The organism is Mitsuaria sp. PDC51, from assembly GCF_900113225.1.
In the GTDB taxonomy this organism is placed as follows: domain Bacteria; phylum Pseudomonadota; class Gammaproteobacteria; order Burkholderiales; family Burkholderiaceae_C; genus Roseateles.
Genome location: NZ_FOZE01000002.1, coordinates 1,144,612 through 1,162,919, shown reverse-complemented (window position 1 = coordinate 1,162,919; position 18,308 = coordinate 1,144,612). Strand labels below are relative to the sequence as shown.

General features: G+C 69.0%; 12 protein-coding genes and 1 pseudogene. 10 read left to right on the top strand and 3 right to left on the bottom strand.

Features of this window, described 5'->3' with window-relative positions:
• Window positions 1–110 precede the first annotated feature (110 nt).
• The gene (locus BM393_RS16505; protein WP_091728563.1) at window positions 111–491 is read left to right on the top strand and encodes a hypothetical protein; all 381 of its coding nucleotides are present in this window, start codon (window positions 111–113) and stop codon (window positions 489–491) included.
• Between the two features lie 208 nt (window positions 492–699).
• Here the strand turns inward: BM393_RS16505 and BM393_RS16500 are convergent, their stop codons facing one another.
• Window positions 700–1,182, bottom strand: a complete 483-nt coding sequence (locus BM393_RS16500) for a DUF294 nucleotidyltransferase-like domain-containing protein (RefSeq protein WP_175538372.1) — start codon at window positions 1,180–1,182, stop codon at window positions 700–702.
• A 476-nt stretch (window positions 1,183–1,658) separates the two neighbouring features.
• A pseudogene (locus tag BM393_RS16495) lies at window positions 1,659–2,522 on the bottom strand (YifB family Mg chelatase-like AAA ATPase); the annotation flags it as partial.
• A 438-nt stretch (window positions 2,523–2,960) separates the two neighbouring features.
• Here BM393_RS16495 and BM393_RS16490 point away from each other — a divergent pair.
• The 8 genes from BM393_RS16490 (at window position 2,961) to gshA (ending at window position 14,211) form a co-directional block, all read left to right on the top strand.
• Window positions 2,961–3,689 (top strand): TorF family putative porin, encoded by a 729-nt coding sequence (locus tag BM393_RS16490; RefSeq protein WP_091728554.1) that lies wholly within the window; start codon window positions 2,961–2,963, stop codon window positions 3,687–3,689.
• A 69-nt stretch (window positions 3,690–3,758) separates the two neighbouring features.
• Complete coding sequence (gene glnK, locus BM393_RS16485; protein ID WP_067066343.1) at window positions 3,759–4,097, top strand: P-II family nitrogen regulator; 339 nt, start codon at window positions 3,759–3,761, stop codon at window positions 4,095–4,097.
• 135 nt (window positions 4,098–4,232) lie between these two features.
• On the top strand, window positions 4,233–5,762 hold the full coding sequence (locus tag BM393_RS16480; RefSeq protein ID WP_091728551.1) for an ammonium transporter: 1,530 nt from the start codon (window positions 4,233–4,235) through the stop codon (window positions 5,760–5,762).
• Between the two features lie 83 nt (window positions 5,763–5,845).
• Window positions 5,846–6,781, top strand: a complete 936-nt coding sequence (locus BM393_RS16475; protein ID WP_091728546.1) for a LysR family transcriptional regulator — start codon at window positions 5,846–5,848, stop codon at window positions 6,779–6,781.
• A 123-nt stretch (window positions 6,782–6,904) separates the two neighbouring features.
• The gene (locus BM393_RS16470; RefSeq protein ID WP_091728542.1) at window positions 6,905–7,738 is read left to right on the top strand and encodes a putative hydro-lyase; all 834 of its coding nucleotides are present in this window, start codon (window positions 6,905–6,907) and stop codon (window positions 7,736–7,738) included.
• A 124-nt stretch (window positions 7,739–7,862) separates the two neighbouring features.
• A complete protein-coding gene (locus tag BM393_RS16465; RefSeq protein WP_091728538.1) occupies window positions 7,863–9,101 on the top strand; it encodes an MFS transporter in 1,239 nt (412 codons plus the stop codon).
• Between the two features lie 75 nt (window positions 9,102–9,176).
• On the top strand, window positions 9,177–12,824 hold the full coding sequence (locus tag BM393_RS16460; protein WP_091728533.1) for a hydantoinase B/oxoprolinase family protein: 3,648 nt from the start codon (window positions 9,177–9,179) through the stop codon (window positions 12,822–12,824).
• A 91-nt stretch (window positions 12,825–12,915) separates the two neighbouring features.
• The gene (gene gshA / locus BM393_RS16455; RefSeq protein ID WP_091728528.1) at window positions 12,916–14,211 is read left to right on the top strand and encodes a glutamate--cysteine ligase; all 1,296 of its coding nucleotides are present in this window, start codon (window positions 12,916–12,918) and stop codon (window positions 14,209–14,211) included.
• On the opposite strand, the gene BM393_RS16450 is transcribed toward gshA, so the two are convergent.
• Window positions 14,202–15,176, bottom strand: coding sequence for a LysR substrate-binding domain-containing protein (locus tag BM393_RS16450; protein WP_091728524.1), 975 nt, complete (start codon window positions 15,174–15,176; stop codon window positions 14,202–14,204). The two genes, gshA and BM393_RS16450, sit on opposite strands and share 10 nt — an antisense overlap.
• Before the next feature lie 105 nt (window positions 15,177–15,281).
• Between BM393_RS16450 and BM393_RS16445 the strand changes: the two genes are divergently transcribed.
• Complete coding sequence (locus BM393_RS16445) at window positions 15,282–18,281, top strand: TonB-dependent siderophore receptor (RefSeq protein ID WP_141225358.1); 3,000 nt, start codon at window positions 15,282–15,284, stop codon at window positions 18,279–18,281.
• Window positions 18,282–18,308 lie beyond the last annotated feature (27 nt).

Here is an 18,308-nt window from a genome sequence, read left to right as displayed (position 1 = left end):
CAGACATTTGGGGACACTCGCCCACGCTGGCCTAAAGGCCAGGCCAGCGGCACTATGGGTAACGATCCGCCAGCAGGGCGAGCGCAAGGGCGTTCAATCAAGGATCACAAATGCCAGGAAAGAAGCTGATCTGGTTCCAACCGAAGCCGCCGGCGTCCAACTCCACCTTGGGCAGGACGTTCGAGATCAGCCTTCATTCCGACGCTGTGGGCTACACCGCGGACGTTGTTGAGATTCTTGAGGGGGGAGCGCGTCGGCCGGTGACCGTGCAATTCGGTCCAAGAATAGAAATCGATGCGTCGTCGTTCTTCAGAATGCGGCTGCACTACCGGGGCACGTTCATCGCCGACATCATGCAGTGGATTGAGCGCGGCCCTGTGTCGGTGCCATTCCTCGAGGCACCGCTGCCGATGTTCCTGCGGGCAAATCTGACGGGCTGGCCTGACGGTCATCCTTTGCCCATCGACGATGATCTGTCGGATTGGGAATAAGGCGCAGGGGTCGCGTTCTCGAGGGACGCCGCGCAGTGCTCCACACGGGTAAGAGGTCGCTGATTCTTCTTTCAAACCAAGCCTCGGCAAGCGCGCGAATCCCTGGTCCAGCCTGACGTCCACGCCGGGTTAAATCCGCCGCGGGCCGAGGGGAACAGCACGCACGCCCTTCAACCGCAGTAGACATCGCGCCGAAGGCACTGGTTGGTCATGCAGGCGTCTTGTCGGCATGGCGTTTGGCTACTTGAGGGGCTACGCCCTTGAGCACCTTCCCGTCCTCAATCACTCCTGTCCACCATTGGTCATCTGGAGGTAACGCGGCGAGCTCGCTGGGCGTAAGGGCGACCACCGAAATCTCCAACTGCTGCGCTGCGCCAAGGTCAGCAAGATCGTCACGAACCCTTTCTGCAGCAGCCTGGTCGGAAACCAGCAGCGCGACATCCACATCGCTTTGTGCCGTGTCTTCGCCGCGGGCAACGCTGCCATAGACCCACGCGGCCATCAGATGCGGTCCGTGTTTGGCCAACATGGCTCGAATCCTGGCGAGTAGCGTGTCCCAGCGCTGCTGCTCCGACTGAAATAGCCCGCTGACGGCTTGGGCCAAGGGGCTGGCTTCATTCAAAAAGTACAGCTGGCTTCGACCGCTCCCGCGCACCGTCACCAGTTGCTGCTGAGAAAGCGTCTTCAACACCAACCGTGTTCCTTGCGGAGACAAGCCCGCGGTGCGAGCTAGATGCGGCGCTGAATGTCCTGCTGGATCCGTGGCCAAGACCCGGAGCACGCGCACGTTCCCAGCGGCTCCCAAGACACTGGTCAGCGGGAAACGGATGTGGCTCTGTGCTTTCGATGGAGCGGGCATACGAGAACGATAGAACTATGCGCTGGGAAACTCAACTTTCCATAACGCTAATCAAGTTTCTCTAGATGAGGGTGTGTTGCCCTTGTCGCTCAAGTTTGTGGTCGACGCGATCGCAAGAATTCAGCCAAAACGCCGCGCGTCTCGCGCGAGACCTCTCGGCGCCAGCGTCACAGGAAGTGACTGGGCGCGTGCTCATCCGGCGGCTGCATGAAGCGGTAGAAGTTCGGCGACTCTCAGAGAGGATGCGACATCTCCAAAGGCCGAATCTCAGTCGCACCTATTTCGACCGAGTCGCACTTATTCGAATGCGGGACACCACCGCCGATCAACGCCGCGGCGGAGGCGCTGTGATGCGGCGACCTGAAAGCGCGCTGCGCCCACAGCGATGGCCGGAACTGGCCGTTGGCGCTCAGCAGCGCGGCGGACTCCAGGGCCTCGGATTCCGACAAGGGCGGCAGCAGCGTCGGCAGGCGCTGGGCCAGCATCGACTTGCCGGTGCCCGGCGGCCCGACCAGCAACACGCTCAGTCCGCCCGCCGCGGCGATCTCGAGGGCGCGTTTCGGCCCCGCCTGTCCCTTGATGTCACGCAGGTCGAGCGGCGTGTCGACCACCGGCGGCGGATCGCGCTGCACGCGCGGCAAGGGCGCATCGCTGCGCGGCTGCAGCGCGTTGACGAGGTCCAGCAGATGGGCGGCCTCGCGCACCACCAGGCCCTGTACCAATGCCGCCTCGTCGGCGCAGCCCCGCGGCAGGATCAATTCGCGATCGAGCTTGGCGGCGCGCAGCGCGAGCGCCATCGCCAGCGCGCCCTTCACCGGCCGCAGCTCACCGGACAGACCGAGCTCGCCGGCGCATTCGAGGTGGGACAGCAGCTCGGCGTCGATCTGGCCGCTGGCAGCGAGCAACCCCAGCGCGATCGGCAGGTCGAAGCGCGCGCCTTCCTTGGGCAGATCGGCCGGCGACAGGTTCACGGTGATGCGCTTGTTCGCTGGGAACTCGAGCCCGCTGCTCTGCAGCGCGGCGCGCACGCGCTCGCGGGACTCCTTGACCTCCAGGTCCGCGAGGCCGACCAGCGTGAAGCTCGGCAACCCATTGGCCAGATGGACTTCCACCTCGACCGCCGCGGCCGACAGACCGTCCAGCGCGCGGCTGTGGATGATCGCGAGGGACATCGCCATGGCTGCGGGCGCTCCCCATCAGCATTCGCGCCGACGACACCGGACCCTGCTGCGCGGATCCTTCGCCCAGGCGCCTGGCCTTGCCGCCGCGCCTCCCGGCCGCGCACGCGACCGCTCCATCGGCCAAGCCGGCTGCGCTTCCAGCATCTGCATCCCCTCCGCACCCACTCGGGTCATGAAGCCGGCAGTGTCCTCACCGATGGATTTCACGCCTAGCACCCTGTTGGGGCGTTTCGAGGGTTAACCACTCCCCCTGTCGCGCCTGTTTTTGGTGCGCATTGACGCTTGACGGGGCGGTATCGGCAACCGTTCGTCGCGGCATGAGCCGGATTGGGGCTCTTTCGGGGGAGGACCGCCGCTTGGCACAAAAGCTGCAAAGCCTCGTCCGGAAGCAGTCGCCCCGAGTCGCCCAACAATCAGGAGCCCCCGCGCATGAAGCCCTTCGCCGCCGCCGCCCGCGCCGCCGCCCTTGCGGTCACCGTCGTCGCCACCGCCCTCCCGGCGCTGGCGCAAGAGGCCAACCCGCTGTCCTTCAACGTCAGCGTCACCTCCGACTACCGCTATCGCGGCATCTCGCAGACCCGCCTGAAGCCCGCGCTGCAAGGCGGCGTCGACTACGCGCATTCGAGCGGCTTCTACGTCGGCGCCTGGGCCTCGACGATCAAGTGGATCTCGGACGGCGGCGGCGATGCCGATGTCGAGATCGACACCTACGCCGGCTACAAGACCGAAGTCGGCGGCGGCGTCACCGTCGACGTGGGTTTCCTGCGCTACAACTACCCGGGCAACGACCTGCCGGTCAGCGCCAACACGAATGAGCTGTACGGCGCCGTCTCCTTCGGACCCGCCACCCTGAAGTACTCGCACTCGATCAGCAACCTGTTCGGCTTCGCGGACTCCAAGAACAGCAGCTACCTCGACCTCAGCGCCACCTTCGACATCGGCGGCGGCTTCTCGCTGACGCCGCACATCGGCCACCAGAAGGTCAAGAACAACAGCGACTTCAGCTACACCGACTACTCGCTCACCGTGAACAAGGACTGGTCCGGTTTCACCTTCGGCGCCGGCTTCGTCGCCACCAACACCGACAACTACATCGGTGGCAAGGGCAAGGACCTGGGCAAGAACGGTGTGGTCGTGTCCGTCAAGAAGGTCTTCTGAATCTGAACCAGGAGGGCGCGGGCGGATGGCCGCGCCGCCCTCCGCGCCGCGCATCGAGGAGAAAACGTCATGAAACTGATCACCGCCGTCATCAAGCCCTTCAAGCTGGATGAAGTGCGCGAAGCCCTGAGCGCCATCGGCGTGCAGGGGCTGACCGTCACCGAAGTCAAGGGCTTCGGCCGCCAGAAGGGCCACACCGAGCTGTATCGCGGCGCCGAATACGTCGTCGACTTCCTGCCCAAGGTCAAGATCGAGGCGGCCGTCGCCGACGGCGTCGTCGAGCAGGTCATCGAGGCCATCGAGAACGCCGCCCGCACCGGCAAGATCGGTGACGGCAAGATCTTCGTCTCCCCGCTGGATCAGGTGATCCGCATCCGCACGGGCGAGACCGGCCAGGACGCGCTGTAAGCGCGCCGGCCGAGCGCTGAAACGTCGCGGCCGCCCCCGGGTGGCCGCTCCGCAGTCCGTTGCAGTCCCGCGCCGCGCGCCGCCCGGCCCGTCGCGTCCGCCGATCCCCAAGATCCAACGAAGAGAGTCCCGATCATGAAGAAACTACTCGCCTGCCTGGCCCTGGCCGCGGCAGCCTTCACCGGCCTGGCCCCCGCGGCCATGGCGCAGGACGCGGCCTCCGCGCCCGCCGTCACCGCCAGCGACACGGCGGCGCCGGTCGCCCCCGCGGCGGCGCCCGCCGCCTCCGCCCCCGCGGAAGCCGCCTCGGCCGCCGCCGCTCCGGCGCCGGTCCCCAACAAGGGCGACACCACCTGGATGATGGTCTCCACCCTGCTGGTGATCCTGATGACCGTCCCCGGCCTGGCCCTGTTCTACGGCGGCCTGGTCCGCAGCAAGAACATGCTGTCGGTGCTGATGCAGGTGATGGTGACCTTCTCGCTGATCCTGGTGCTGTGGGCCCTGTACGGCTACAGCCTGGCGTTCACCGAGGGCAACAAGTTCGTCGGCGGCTTCGACCGGCTCTTCATGAAGGGCATCTGGGACAACGCTGCAGGCACCTTCGCCAATGCCGCGACCTTCAGCAAGGGCGTGGTGATCCCCGAGATCGTCTTCGCCGCCTTCCAGGCCACCTTCGCCGGCATCACCTGCTGCCTGATCGTCGGCGCCTTCGCCGAGCGCATCAAGTTCAGCGCCGTGCTGCTGTTCATGGTCCTGTGGTTCACCTTCAGCTATGCGCCGATCGCGCACATGGTCTGGTTCTGGATGGGCCCGGACGCCTACACCGCCGCCGGCGTCGTCGATGAGATGAATGGCAAGGCCGGCCTGATCTGGCAGTGGGGCGCGCTGGACTTCGCCGGCGGCACCGTGGTGCACATCAACGCCGCCGTGGCCGGCATCGTCGGCGCCTTCATGGTCGGCAAGCGCATCGGCTACGGCAAGGAAGCCTTCACGCCGCACAGCCTGACGCTGACGATGGTCGGTGCCTCGCTGCTGTGGGTGGGCTGGTTCGGCTTCAACGCCGGCTCCGCCCTGGAAGCCAACGGCTTCGCCGCGCTGGCCTTCATCAACACCCTGTTCGCCACCGCCGCCGCGGTGCTGGCCTGGTGCGTCGGTGAAGCGCTGCTCAAGGGCAAGGCCTCGATGCTGGGTGCCGCCTCGGGCGCCGTGGCCGGCCTGGTCGCGATCACCCCGGCCGCCGGCAACGTCGGCATCGGCGGCGCGCTGGTCATCGGCCTGATCGCCGGCTTCGCCTGCCTGTGGGGCGTGTCCGGCCTGAAGAAGCTGCTCGGCGCGGACGACTCGCTGGACGTGTTCGGCGTGCACGGCGTGGGCGGCATCGTCGGCGCGCTGTTGACCGGCGTCTTCAACTCGCCCAGCCTGGGCGGCCCGTCGCTGGTCGGCGACTGGGTGACCGCGAGCATGGTGACCGCGGACGCCTACTCGATCGGCTCGCAGGTGCTGACGCAGCTCAAGGCGGTCGTGCTGACCATCGTGTGGTCGGGCGTGGTGTCGGTGATCGCGTTCAAGATCGTCGACCTGGTGATCGGCCTGCGTGTCTCCGAAGAGGAAGAGCGCGAGGGCCTGGACATCAGCTCCCACGGCGAGACCGCGTACCACAAGTGATCTCCTGATCCGCTGATCCTGCAATGGCTGAGGCCGCCCTTCGGGGCGGCCTTCTTCATTGCGGCTGCCCATAATCCGCGGCCATGAACCTCCGCTTTGTCGAAGCCTTCCACTGGGCCGCCTCGCTGCGCAGCGTCACCCGCGCGGCGGAGAAGCTGCACATCACGCAGTCCGCGCTGTCCAGCCGCATCGCCTCGCTGGAAGAGGAACTCGGCGTCGTGCTGCTGGACCGCCGCGACAAGCAGTTCCGGCTCACCGTCGCGGGCCAGCGCTTCCAGACGCTGGCGCAGCGTCTGCTGGAGGTGCAGCGCCAGGTGAAGGAGGAGATGGGCGGCACCGGTGGTGGCGCCGGCCGGCCGGTGGTGCTGCGCATCGGCGCGATCGAATCGGTGGTGCACAGCTGGCTGACCGGCTGGCTGCAGGAGATGCGGGCAGCGAATCCGGACTTCGAGCTGGAGCTGACGGTGGAGACCTCGCCGGTGCTGGTGGACCAGGTGCGGCGCGGGGCGCAGGACCTGGTGTTCGCGGCGATCCCGGCCGCCGATGCCGGCGGGGTGCGCACGCGGGCGATGGCGCCGATGCCGATGGGCTTCGTCGGCCGTGCCGACCTGCACACGAAGCGGCGTTATGGGCTGTCCGACCTCGCCGGCCACGACCTGCTGACCTTCCAGCGCGGTTCCCAGCCGCACCAGGCGCTGCTGCAGATGTTCCAGGAGTCGGGCCTGCCGCTGCGCCGCGTGCATGCGATCTCGTCGATCTCGGCGATGGTCCAGCTGGTGGAGGGCGGCTTCGGCATCGCGACGCTGCCGGTGGCGGTGGCGGAGCAGCTGGCGAAGCGGCTCTCGCTGCGCGTGCTGCGCAGCGATGCCGAGCTGGTGCCGCTGCCCCTGCACGCGAGCTACCGCGAGGATCCCAGCTCGCAGCTCACCGAGTCGGTGCTCGACTCCGCGCTCGACTACGTCGCGCGCCAGCGTCCGTCCGGGAAACCCCGCATGACATCGCCCCCCGCGCGGCGCTAAGCGGAATCGCTACTTGCGTCATCGAAAAAATCGATGAAGCGACGCGCAAAATTTCCATTGGATCGAGCGGGTGGGCGACTCCCACAATGCGTCGCATCGCCCGACAGCCTTCGCGATCCCGCCATGAACCAGCCGACCGCCCGCCTCGATCCCGCCGCCGATCTTCCCGTCCTGGACGCCGCGTCCAGCGCGCTCGAGGTGCGCCTCGCCGCGCGCCATGGCGGCTTCAGCGGCCACACCAGCGGCCTGGCCAGCGACCACGTGCAGGCCAACCTGGCGATCCTGCCGGCGGACCTGGCCGAGGACTTCCGCCGCTATTGCGCGCTGAACCCGAAAGCCTGCCCGCTGCTCGGCGTGAGCGAGCCCGGAAGTCCGTTCCTGGCGGCGCTGGGCGCCGACCTCGACCTGCGCACCGACCTGCCGCGCTACCGCGTCTGGCGGGACGGCGAGCTGATCGATGAACCGGTCGATGTCACGCGCTGGTGGCGCGAGGACCTGGTCGCCTTCGCCATCGGCTGCTCGTTCTCCTTCGAGCATGCGCTGCTGGCCGAGGGCATCCCGCTGCGGCACGTCGAGCAGGGCCGCAATGTCGCGATGTACCGCACCAGCATCGAGACGACGCCCGCCGGCGTCTTCCGCGGGCCGACGGTGGTCTCGATGCGGCCGCTGACGGCCGCCGACGCGATCCGCGCGGTGCAGATCACCTCGCGCCTGCCGCAGGTGCACGGCGCGCCGCTGCACCTGGGCGATCCCGCGCGCATCGGCATCCGCGACCTCGCGACGCCGGACTACGGCGACGCCGTCGACGTGCGCGACGGCGAGCTGCCGGTGTTCTGGGCCTGCGGCGTCACGCCGCAGTCGGCGATCGCCACGGCGCGTCCGCCGTTCTGCATCACCCATGCGCCGGGGCACATGCTGGTCACCGATCTCCTGAATCGCGCGTTGCTCGCGGCCTGAGTTCCCGCCGCGATCCGCCTGTCTCCGCAGTACCGTCCCGGCCGCCGCCCGCCCCGCACGCGAGGCGACGACCGTCTCCGTCCCCCGCCGGCGCGCGTCGCCGGCATCGAAGAAAGACGACACCATGTGGCTCCGAGACACCACGCCCCCCGAGCGGCGCACGCTGACCGCGACCTTCGCCGGCTATGCCGTCGACGGCTTCGACTACATGATCTACACCTTCCTCATCCCGACGCTGATCGCGGCCTGGGGCATGAGCAAGGGCCAGGCCGGCGCGATCGCCACCGGGGCGCTGCTGACCTCGGCCGTCGGCGGCTGGGCGGCGGGCGTCCTGGCCGACCGCTTCGGCCGGGTGCGCGTGCTGCAGTGGACGGTGCTGTGGTTCGCGCTGTTCACCTTCCTCAGCGGCTTCACCACCTCCTTCGAGCAGCTCTTCTTCACCCGCGCGATGCAGGGCTTCGGCATGGGCGGCGAGTGGGCGGTGGGCTCGGTGCTGATCGCCGAGACGATCAACGCCAGGCACCGCGGCAAGGCCGCCGGCCTGGTGCAGAGCAGCTGGGCGATCGGCTGGGCGGCCTCGGCGCTGGCGTTCTGGGGGCTGTACTCGGTGCTGCCGCCGGAGACCGCCTGGAAGGTGCTGTTCTGGATCGGCATCCTGCCGGCGCTGCTGATCCTCTATATCCGCCGCAACCTCGACGAACCGCCGGTCTACCTGGCCGAGCAGGCGCGTGCCAAGGCGCGCGGGCAGCGCGCCAACTTCCTGCGCATCTTCTCGCCCGAGCTGCTGCGCAACACGGTGCTGGCGAGCCTGCTGGCCACCGGCATGCAGGGCGCCTACTACTCGGTGACCACCTGGCTGCCGACCTTCCTGAAGACCGAGCGGCAGCTCTCGGTGCTGGGCACCAGCGGCTACCTGCTGGTGCTGATCGCCGGCTCCTTCGCCGGTTACCTGACCAGCGCCTGGCTCTGCGATGCCATTGGAAGACGCCGCTGCTTCATGCTGTTCGCGCTGATGGGCGGCGTGCTGGTACTGGCCTACACCCAGATGCCGATCACCGACGCGGCGATGCTGGTGCTTGGTTTCCCGCTGGGTTTCTTCCTGTCCGGGATCTTCTCCGGCATGGGCGCCTTCCTGGCCGAGCTCTTCCCCAGCGACGTGCGCGGCTCCGGCCAGGGCTTTTGCTACAACATCGGGCGGGCGCTCGGCGCCGCGTGCCCGGCGCTGATTGGCCACTTCAGCACCCAGTACCCGCTGGGGCAGACGCTGGGCTGGATGGCGGCGCTGTGCTACGGGCTGGTGATCCTGGCGGCGCTGGTGCTGCCGGAAACCCGCGGCCGCGAGCTGGCGCCGGCCGCCGCCTGAGCGGCCCGAACCCCTCAAATCACGGGCGCCCGGCGCTGGATGCCGGATGCTGGAACGGACCTCCTGGACCTCACGATGCAAGCCACTCCCACCCCCGATCGCTGGCAGTTCTGGATCGACCGCGGCGGCACCTTCACCGACCTGGTCGGCCGCGCGCCCGATGGCACGCTGCACACGCTCAAGCTGCTGTCCGAGAACCCCGAGCACTACCGCGATGCCGCGGTCGAAGGCATCCGTCGCCTGCTCGGCCTGAAGCCGGGCGAAGCGATCACCGCCGCGCTCGTCGACTGCGTGAAGATGGGCACGACGGTCGCGACCAACGCGCTGCTCGAGCGCCGCGGCGACCGCACGCTGCTGGTGACGACGCGTGGCTTCCGCGACGCGCTGCGCATCGCGACGCAGGCGCGGCCCAAGCTCTTCGAGCGCCACATCCAGCTGCCTGAGCTGCTCTACGAGCGAGTGATCGAGGCCGATGAGCGCGTCGACGCCCAGGGCGTGGAGATCAGACCGCTGGACGAGGCCGCGCTGCGCGTCGACCTGCAATCGGCCTTCGACGCCGGCCTGCGCGCCTGCGCCATCGTGTTCCTGCACGGCTGGCGCGCCCCCGAGCATGAGCTGGCCGCCAAGCGCCTGGCGCAGGCGGTCGGGTTCACGCAGATCTCGGTCTCGCACGAGGTCAGCCCGCTGATGAAGCTGATCCCGCGCGGCGACACCACCGTGGTCGACGCCTACCTGAGCCCGATCCTGCGCCGCTACGTCGACCAGGTCGCGGCCGAGATGCCGGGCGTGCGGCTGTTCTTCATGCAGAGCTCCGGTGGCCTGACCGAGGCGCGCCGCTTCCAGGGCAAGGATGCGATTCTGAGCGGCCCGGCCGGCGGCATCGTCGGCATGGTGCGCACCGCGCAGGCGGCCGGCCATGACAAGGTCATCGGTTTCGACATGGGCGGCACCTCGACCGACGTCAGCCACTTCGCCGGCGAATTCGAACGCGCCTTCGATACGGAGGTCGCCGGCGTGCGCATGCGCGCGCCGATGATGAGCATCCACACGGTGGCGGCGGGCGGCGGCTCGGTGATCGCCTTCGACGGCGCGCGGCTGCGGGTGGGGCCGGCGTCGGCCGGCGCCAATCCCGGTCCGGCCAGCTACCGGCGCGGCGGTCCGCTGGCCACCACCGATGCGAACGTGATGCTGGGCCGCATCCAGCCGGCGCATTTCCCCAAGGTCTTCGGCCCGGCCGCGGACCAGGCGCTCGACGGCGAGGTTGTCCGCGCCCGCTTCGCCGACCTGGCCGGGCAGATGTCTGCGGCCGGCAAGCCGATGACGGCCGAGGACGCGGCCGCTGGCGCGCTGCAGATCGCCGTCGGCGCGATGGCCAACGCGATCAAGCGGATCTCGGTGGCGCGCGGCTACGACGTCACCGGCTACACGCTGCAGTGCTTCGGCGGCGCCGGCGGCCAGGCGGCCTGCCTGGTTGCCGACGCGCTCGGCATGACGCGCATCCTGGCCCATCCGTTTGCGGGCGTGCTCAGCGCCTACGGCATGGGGCTGGCCGACCAGACCGCGATGCGCGAGGCCTCGATCGAGCGCCCGCTGGACGAGGATGGCCTGGCCGCGGCGCGCGAGACCGCACGGTCGCTGGCGACGCAGGCGGGCGGCGAGCTGGCGTCGCAGGGCGTGCCCGACGGCGCGCTGCGCACGATCGCACGGGCGCAGGTCCGCTACCAAGGCACCGACACCGCGCTGAGCTGCCCGCTGCCGCTGGACGGCCCGGCCCCCGCTGCGATCGGCGCGATCCGCGAGGCCTTCGAGCAGGCGTATCGCCGGCGCTTCGCCTTCCTGATGCCGGACCGCACGCTGGTGATCGAGGCGGTGTCGGTGGAGGCGCTCGCCGCCGGTGCGACGCTGGAGACGCCGGCCGAGGCCGGCATCGCCAGCACCCATCATCCAAGACCGCTGGAGCGCGTGCGCATGTACTGCCTGGCCGACGACCAGCCGGCCGGCTGGCGCGACGCCGAGCTGCATCATCGCGATGCGCTGAGACCGGGCGCCCGCATCGATGGCCCGGCGATCGTCGCCGAGCGCAATGCGACGACCGTCGTGGACGCGGGCTGGCGCGCCGAGCTGCAGCCCTCGGGCGACCTGCTGCTGACGCGCGTCCGCGAGCGCGCCCGCACCCGCGCGCTCGGCACCGAGGCCGACCCGGTCGTGCTGGAGGTCTTCAACAACCTCTTCATGAACATCGCCGAGCAGATGGGGCTGCGGCTCCAGAACACGGCGCACTCGGTCAACATCAAGGAGCGACTGGACTTCAGCTGCGCGCTCTTCGACGGCCGGGGCCAGCTGATCGCCAACGCGCCGCACATGCCGGTGCACCTGGGCTCGATGAGCGAGTCCATCCGCTCGGTGATCGAGCGCAACCCGGACATGGCGCGAGGCGACGTCTACGTGCTCAACGACCCGTACCACGGCGGCACGCACCTGCCCGACATCACCGTCGTCACGCCGGTCTTCCTGGACGAGGACGATGTCCGCCCCGGCTTCTTCGTCGCCAGCCGCGGTCACCATGCCGACATCGGCGGCATCACGCCGGGTTCGATGCCGCCGTTCTCCCGGGACATCACCGAGGAGGGCGTGCTGATCGACAACTTCCAGCTGGTCGCGCAGGGCCGCTTGCGTGAGGCCGAACTGCAGGCGCTGCTGCGCTCCGGGCCGCATCCGAGCCGCAATCCGGCGCAGAACCTGGCCGACCTGCGCGCACAGGTGGCAGCGAACGAGAAGGGCGTGCAGGAACTGCAGGCGATGGTCACGCAGTTCGGCCGCGCCACCGTCGAGGCCTACATGCAGCACGTGCAGGACAACGCCGAGGCGTCGGTGCGGCGCGTCATCTCGGTGCTGAAGGACGGCGCATTCACGCTGCCGCTGGACAACGGCGCCCGCATCCAGGTGAAGGTGACGGTGGACGCGGCGGCGCGACGCGCGACGGTGGACTTCACCGGCACCAGCGCCCAGCAGCCCAACAACTTCAATGCGCCCAAGTCGATCACGATGGCGGCGGTGCTCTATGTGTTCCGCACGCTGGTGGACGACGCGATCCCGCTCAACGCCGGCTGCCTCAAGCCGATCGACGTGATCGTGCCCGAGGGCTGCATGCTCAACCCGCGTCATCCGGCGGCGGTGGTGGCGGGCAACGTGGAGACCTCCCAGTGCGTGACCAACGCGCTGTATGGCGCGCTGGGCGTGATGGCCGCCGGCCAGTGCACGATGAACAACTTCACCTTCGGCGACGCGACCCACCAGTACTACGAGACCATCTCCGGCGGCTCTGGCGCCGGGCCCGGCTTCGATGGCACCTCCGTCGTGCAGACGCACATGACCAACTCCCGGCTGACCGATCCCGAGGTGCTGGAGTTCCGCTTCCCGGTGCGGCTGGACAGCTACGCGATCCGCCAGGATTCGGCGGGCGCCGGCCGCTGGCAGGGCGGGCAGGGGGGCGAGCGCCGCATCCGCTTCCTGACGCCGATGACGGCCTCGATCCTGAGCAACGGCCGCGGCGCCGGCGCCTTCGGCATGGCGGGCGGGTCGCCGGGCGCTGTGGGGGAGAACCGGGTCGAACGCGCCGACGGGCGGGTCGAGGCGCTCGGCCACATCGGCCAGGTGGAGATGGCGCCGGGGGATGTCTTCGTCATCCGCACCCCGGGCGGTGGCGGGTACGGCACCCCCTGAGGCCTCCCCTTGAGATGGGGCGGACAGCCCCCATGTGGGCGTGCCTAGAATCCGAAGACCCGCCCCACAGGCTGTCCAGGCGCCGCCCATCATGGTCCCTCACCTCATCACCGCCCTGACCGGGCCCATCAATGAACTGGAGCAGCGCGTGCTCGAGTCGATGCCGGCGATCGAACGCTGGTTCCGGCTCGAGTGGATGGAGCACACGCCGCCCTTCTACAGCTCGGTGGACCTGCGCAATGCCGGCTTCAAGCTGGCGCCGGTGGACACCAACCTGTTCCCGGGCGGCTTCAACAACCTGACGCCCGAAATGCTGCCGTTGGCGGTCCAGGCGGCGATGGCGGCGATCGAGAAGATCTGCCCCGAGGCCAAGAACCTGCTGCTGGTGCCCGAGGCGAAGAACCGCGGCAGCTTCTACCTGTCCAACCTGGCGACGCTGGTGCGCATCTTCTCGATGGCCGGCCTGAACGTGCGGCTGGGCTCGCTGGACGAGTCGATCAAGGAGCCGACCACCGTCGCGCTGCCCGACGGCAGCGCGCTGACGCTGGAGCCGCTGGTGCGCCAGCGCTCGCGGCTGATGCTCAAGGACTTCGATCCCTGCACCATCCTGCTGAACGACGACCTGTCGGCCGGCATCCCCGACCCGCTCACCCACCTGCACGAGCAGTACCTGCTGCCGCCGCTGCACGCCGGCTGGGCGCAGCGCCGCAAGAGCCAGCACTTCCGCGCCTACGAGGAGGTGTCCAAGAAGTTCGCCAAGCTGCTGGGCATGGACCCGTGGCTGATCTATCCGCATTCGGTCGCGGTCGACGGCCTGGACTTCAACACCGGCGCCGGGCTGGACGCGCTGCAGGCGCAGGTGGACGCGACGCTCACCCGCACCCGCCGCAAGTACAAGGAATACGGCATCAACGAGAAGCCCTTCGTCGTGGTCAAGCCCGATGCCGGCACCCATGGCCTGGGCGTGATGACCATCCGCGACGCCAAGGACCTCGAGGCGCTGGCGATCAAGGCGCGCGAGAAGCTGGCGAAGCTGCAGGGCGTGCCGGCGCTGTCCCAGGTGCTGGTGCAGGAAGGCGTGGCCACGCACGAGCGCATCCACGAGGCGGTGGCCGAGCCGGTGGTCTACATGATGGACCGCTACGTCGTCGGCGGCTTCTACCGCGTGCATGCGGACCGGGCCGAGGACGAGAACCTGAACGCGCCGGGCTCGAGCTTCGTGCCGCTGGCCTTCGCGCATTCGTCGCACCTGCCCGCGCCGGGCGAGAAGCCCGGCGCCAGCGCGCCCAACCGCTTCTACATGTATGGCGTGATCGGCCGCCTGGCGATGCTGGCGGCGAGCTACGAGCTCGAGACCACCGATCCGGACGCCGAGGACTACGCCTGAGCGCCGGCCGCGCCGCCCTCCGGGCGCGCGGCCTCCACCAGCAGCTGCTTGAAGCGGTCGACCGCCTCGCCCTGCGTGTCCGGCAGATGCCAGACGCTCATCGGCCCGAGTCCCAGGTCCACCGTGTGCGGCAGCAGGACCACCACGCCGCGCTTGGCCGCCGCCACCGCCATGTCCTGGGTCATCACCGCGACCAGCGGCATCTCGCGCATCAGGCTCAGCGCCAGCATCGCGTCGCCGCTCTCGATCAGGTCGGTCGGCGGCGCCAGGCCCATCTCCTGCCAGAGCCGGTCCATCAGCAGACGGGTGCGCGTGCCCGGCAGCTGCCAGATCCAGCGCTGACGGCTCAGCACCTCCCAGCTCAGCCGGGGCGTGCGCGCCAGCGGATGCTGCGCGCTCATCGTCAGCACCTCCGGCTGCGGCGTCAGGGCCACCCGCGCCAGGCCCAGCGGCTCGTCCTGCGGCATCGCCCGGGCGACGACCAGGTCCAGCGTGCCCGCCAGCAGGTCGGTGAAGAGCGAGCGCAGCGCGTGGGTGCGCACGCTCACCGTGACGCCGGGGTTCTCGCCCTTCATCGCGGTGATCGCGATGGGCAACAAGCGTGCGAGCGCTGCGTTGGTCGCACCGATGCGCACCTCGCCGGACGCGCCGCGCACCATCGTGGCGACATCGCCGGCGGCCCGCTGCAGATCGGCGTCGAGCTTGACGGCCAGCACCAGCAGCCGCCGGCCCAGCGGCGTCGGCTGCATGTTGCGTCCGCGCCGCACGAACAGGGTTTGTCCCAGCCCCTGCTCCAGCTCCGCCAGCGTCTTGCTCACCGCGGGCTGGGTGACATGCAGCAGATCGGCGGCGGCGCTGATGTTGCCGGTGTCGCGCAGCGCCAGCAGCACCCGCGCATGCCGCAGCGACATGCGCCGCATCACGAAGTGTTCAGCGGCTTCGGGGGAGGTCGATGACGCATTCATAACCTGAGGTTCACAAGTCCATCACAAAGCTTCATGGGCCATCGGGAACCGCTCCTTACCGTGACGCACGCCTCCCCCGAGTCTTGTCACAGGAGTGATTGCCACATGGTCCGTCGTTTTTCCCGTCCGCAACGCCTGCACGTCCTGCAGTGGGCCGCCGCCGCAGCGGCCCTGGCGTTGGCCAGCCCGTCCCAGGCCCAGTCCCCGGCCCCGCAGGCCGCGACCCCCACCCCGTCCGCACCCTCGGACGATGCGAAGAAGCTGGAGCGGGTGGAAATCACCGGCACGCTGATCAAGCGCACCGACAAGGAGACGCCGTCGGTGGTCCAAAGTATCACCCGCGAGCAGATCCGCAACTCCGGCTATGCCAACGTCGAAGAGCTGCTGCGTGCGAATTCCGCGGTGGACATCGGCTCGATCGGCGACGGCGCGGCCTCGGGCTTCGTCGGCGGCGTGTCGACGATCTCGCTGCGCGGCTTCGGCTCCCAGGGCACGCTGATCCTGATCAACGGCCGCCGCACCGCGCCGGTGGCGGCGGTGGACGTGAACTTCGGCCGCGGCTCGATGATCAACGTCAACACCATCCCCAAGGAGGCGATCGAGCGCATCGACATCCTGAAGGACGGCGCCTCGGCGATGTACGGCTCGGACGCGATGGCCGGCGTCGTCAACTACATCCTGCGCAAGGACTACCAGGGCATCGAGGGCAGCGCCTCCTACGGCGCCAACGACCGCGGCGTCGGCGCGACGAAGAACGGGTCCCTGACCTTCGGCTTCGGCAACCTGGACACGCAGCGCTTCAACGTCTTCGGCGGCCTGGAAGTCTCCAAGCGCGACAGCGTGATGGCCAACGAGCTCAAGGACCGCGGCAACCTGGCGCTGCAGAACCAGTACCTGACCAGCAACGGCTCGCTGGCGCGCTTCACGCCGGACTCCTCGGCCTCGTTCTACGGCAACTACTACCGTGTGCCGACCAGCCTCACCGGCACCACCTCGATCAATGGCATCAACGTCGCCAACAGCAACCTGTCGGGGGTGAATTACCTGGGCACGCTGTCGGGCTGCCCGCCCGAGCGCACCGTCGGCCAGGGCGTGCCGAACCGGCCGGCGGGTTTCCTGCCCACCACGGCCTCGCTGCCCACCGGCATGTGCCGCTTCAGCCTGGACGATGCGGACGAGGTCGTCGCCAAACAGGACCGCACCAGCGGCATGGTGCGCGGCACCTTCGCGATCAACGACGCGCTGACCGCCTATGCGGACCTGATGGTGTCCAAGACCAAGACGGTGGAGCAGCGCGCGCCCTATGCGATGACCACCTCGCTGGTCACCTCGGGCAACCCGGTCGCGACGACCTGGCCCAAGCTCGACGGCAGCTTCCTGCGCCAGAACGCGATCATCCTGCCCGTCGGCCACCCGGACAACCCGACCAACGGTACCGCCAACCCGCAGCAGGTGCAGCTGATCTACCGCTTCGAGGACCTGCCCACCGGCGACATCAACGTGCTGCGCTCCACGCGCCTGACCGCGGGCCTGGAGGGCACCGCCTTCGGCTGGGACTTCGACACCGCGATCCTGTTCAGCCAGAACGACAACGAGCGCTTCCAGGAAGGCCGGGTGCGCAGCTCGCTGCTCAACGCCGCGATCGCCAACGGCAGCTACCGCTTCGGCAAGCCCAACTCGCGCGAGGCGATCAACAGCGTGTCGTCGACGGCCTACAACGAGGGCAAGTCGCGCCTGGTCTCCTGGGACGTGCGCGGCAGCCGCGAGCTGTTCGACCTGCCCGGCGGCCGGGCGGCCATCGCCATCGGCACCGAGCTGCGCAAGGAAAAGCTGGAGGCGATTCCCGATGACGTCTACGCGACCGGTGACTACATCGGCCTGGTGGCCAATGGCGCCTCGGGCAGCCGCAAGTCCTACGCCGCGTTCACCGAGCTGAGCCTGCCGGTGGTCAAGCAGCTGGAGCTGCAGGCCGCGGCGCGCTACGAGCACTACGACGACTTCGGCAACAGCACCACCGGCAAGGCCGGCTTCAAGTGGACGGCGCTGCCCTCGCTGATGGTCTTCCGCGGCACGGCGGCCACCGGTTTCCGCGCGCCGGCGATCTCGCAGATCGGCAACTCCTTCGCGCTGTCCTTCCACAGCTTCCAGGAGCGCCGCGTCTTCGACAGCCTGCGCTGCGACACCAGCAACCCGAACGCGCCGGTGAGCAAGGCGCCGGTGTCCAACAACCGCGACTGCAACGTGCTGGGCTTCACCGCGGTGCCGTCGGGCACCACCAGCCCGGGCAGCCTGCCGACGGTGATCAGCGCCAATCCGGACCTGCAGCCGGAGAAGTCCAATTCCTTCACCTTCGGGATGATCTTCACGCCGAGCCAGTACGCGGACCTGGCGATCGACGGCTGGTACTTCCACCGCAAGAACGAGATCCGCTCGCAGCGCGGCGTGGACATCATGGACGACTACAACGCCAACCCGGCGGGCAACACGCAGGTCGTGCGAGATCCCAATCCGCAGACCTGGCTGCCGGGCGTGGACAACAGCGGGCCGATCATCATGCTGGTGCGCCAGTACGGCAACAACGAGTGGACCAAGACCTCGGGCATCGACTACGACCTGAACCTGCGGCTGCCGCCGACGGCCTGGGGCAAGTTCAGCCTGAACGTCAACGGCACCTACACGGCGCGCTACGACCAGGTGGTGGTGAAAGGCCAGGCGGTGCAGCACCAGGTGGGCACGACGGTGTCGGACATCTCCAAGACCCGGGCCAGCGCCACCTTCAAGTGGGACACCGATCAGGCGGGGGCCTGGCTGCGCTTCAACCACGCGGATCCGCTGTCGAGCACCGTCTGCTCGTCGCTGACCGCGGCGCAGCGGGCCTTCCTGAGCAACCTGAACCGCTGCCGGGTCGGCCGGGACCGCACCATCGACCTGGGCGGCTCCTACCGCGGCATCAAGGGCCTGACGCTGTCGGCCAGCGTGGTGAACCTCACCAACGACTACGACCGCGCCAACGGCATCCCGACGGTGCTGAGCTACTACGACACCGGCGCGACCAACCTGCTGGGCCGCCGCTTCACCGTCGGCGCCAGCTACGTGTTCCAGTGAACGGCGTGCCGCCGGCGCCGTCGGGAG

Coding starts and splice junctions, on each gene's coding strand:
- gshA (WP_091728528.1), top strand. CDS start 12,916: ATGGTCCCTCACCTCATCACCGCCCTGACCGGGCCCATCAATGAACTG.
- BM393_RS16450 (WP_091728524.1), bottom strand. CDS start 15,176: ATGAATGCGTCATCGACCTCCCCCGAAGCCGCTGAACACTTCGTGATG.
- BM393_RS16505 (WP_091728563.1), top strand. CDS start 111: ATGCCAGGAAAGAAGCTGATCTGGTTCCAACCGAAGCCGCCGGCGTCC.
- BM393_RS16475 (WP_091728546.1), top strand. CDS start 5,846: ATGAACCTCCGCTTTGTCGAAGCCTTCCACTGGGCCGCCTCGCTGCGC.
- BM393_RS16470 (WP_091728542.1), top strand. CDS start 6,905: ATGAACCAGCCGACCGCCCGCCTCGATCCCGCCGCCGATCTTCCCGTC.
- BM393_RS16460 (WP_091728533.1), top strand. CDS start 9,177: ATGCAAGCCACTCCCACCCCCGATCGCTGGCAGTTCTGGATCGACCGC.
- glnK (WP_067066343.1), top strand. CDS start 3,759: ATGAAACTGATCACCGCCGTCATCAAGCCCTTCAAGCTGGATGAAGTG.
- BM393_RS16465 (WP_091728538.1), top strand. CDS start 7,863: ATGTGGCTCCGAGACACCACGCCCCCCGAGCGGCGCACGCTGACCGCG.
- BM393_RS16445 (WP_141225358.1), top strand. CDS start 15,282: ATGGTCCGTCGTTTTTCCCGTCCGCAACGCCTGCACGTCCTGCAGTGG.
- BM393_RS16490 (WP_091728554.1), top strand. CDS start 2,961: ATGAAGCCCTTCGCCGCCGCCGCCCGCGCCGCCGCCCTTGCGGTCACC.
- BM393_RS16480 (WP_091728551.1), top strand. CDS start 4,233: ATGAAGAAACTACTCGCCTGCCTGGCCCTGGCCGCGGCAGCCTTCACC.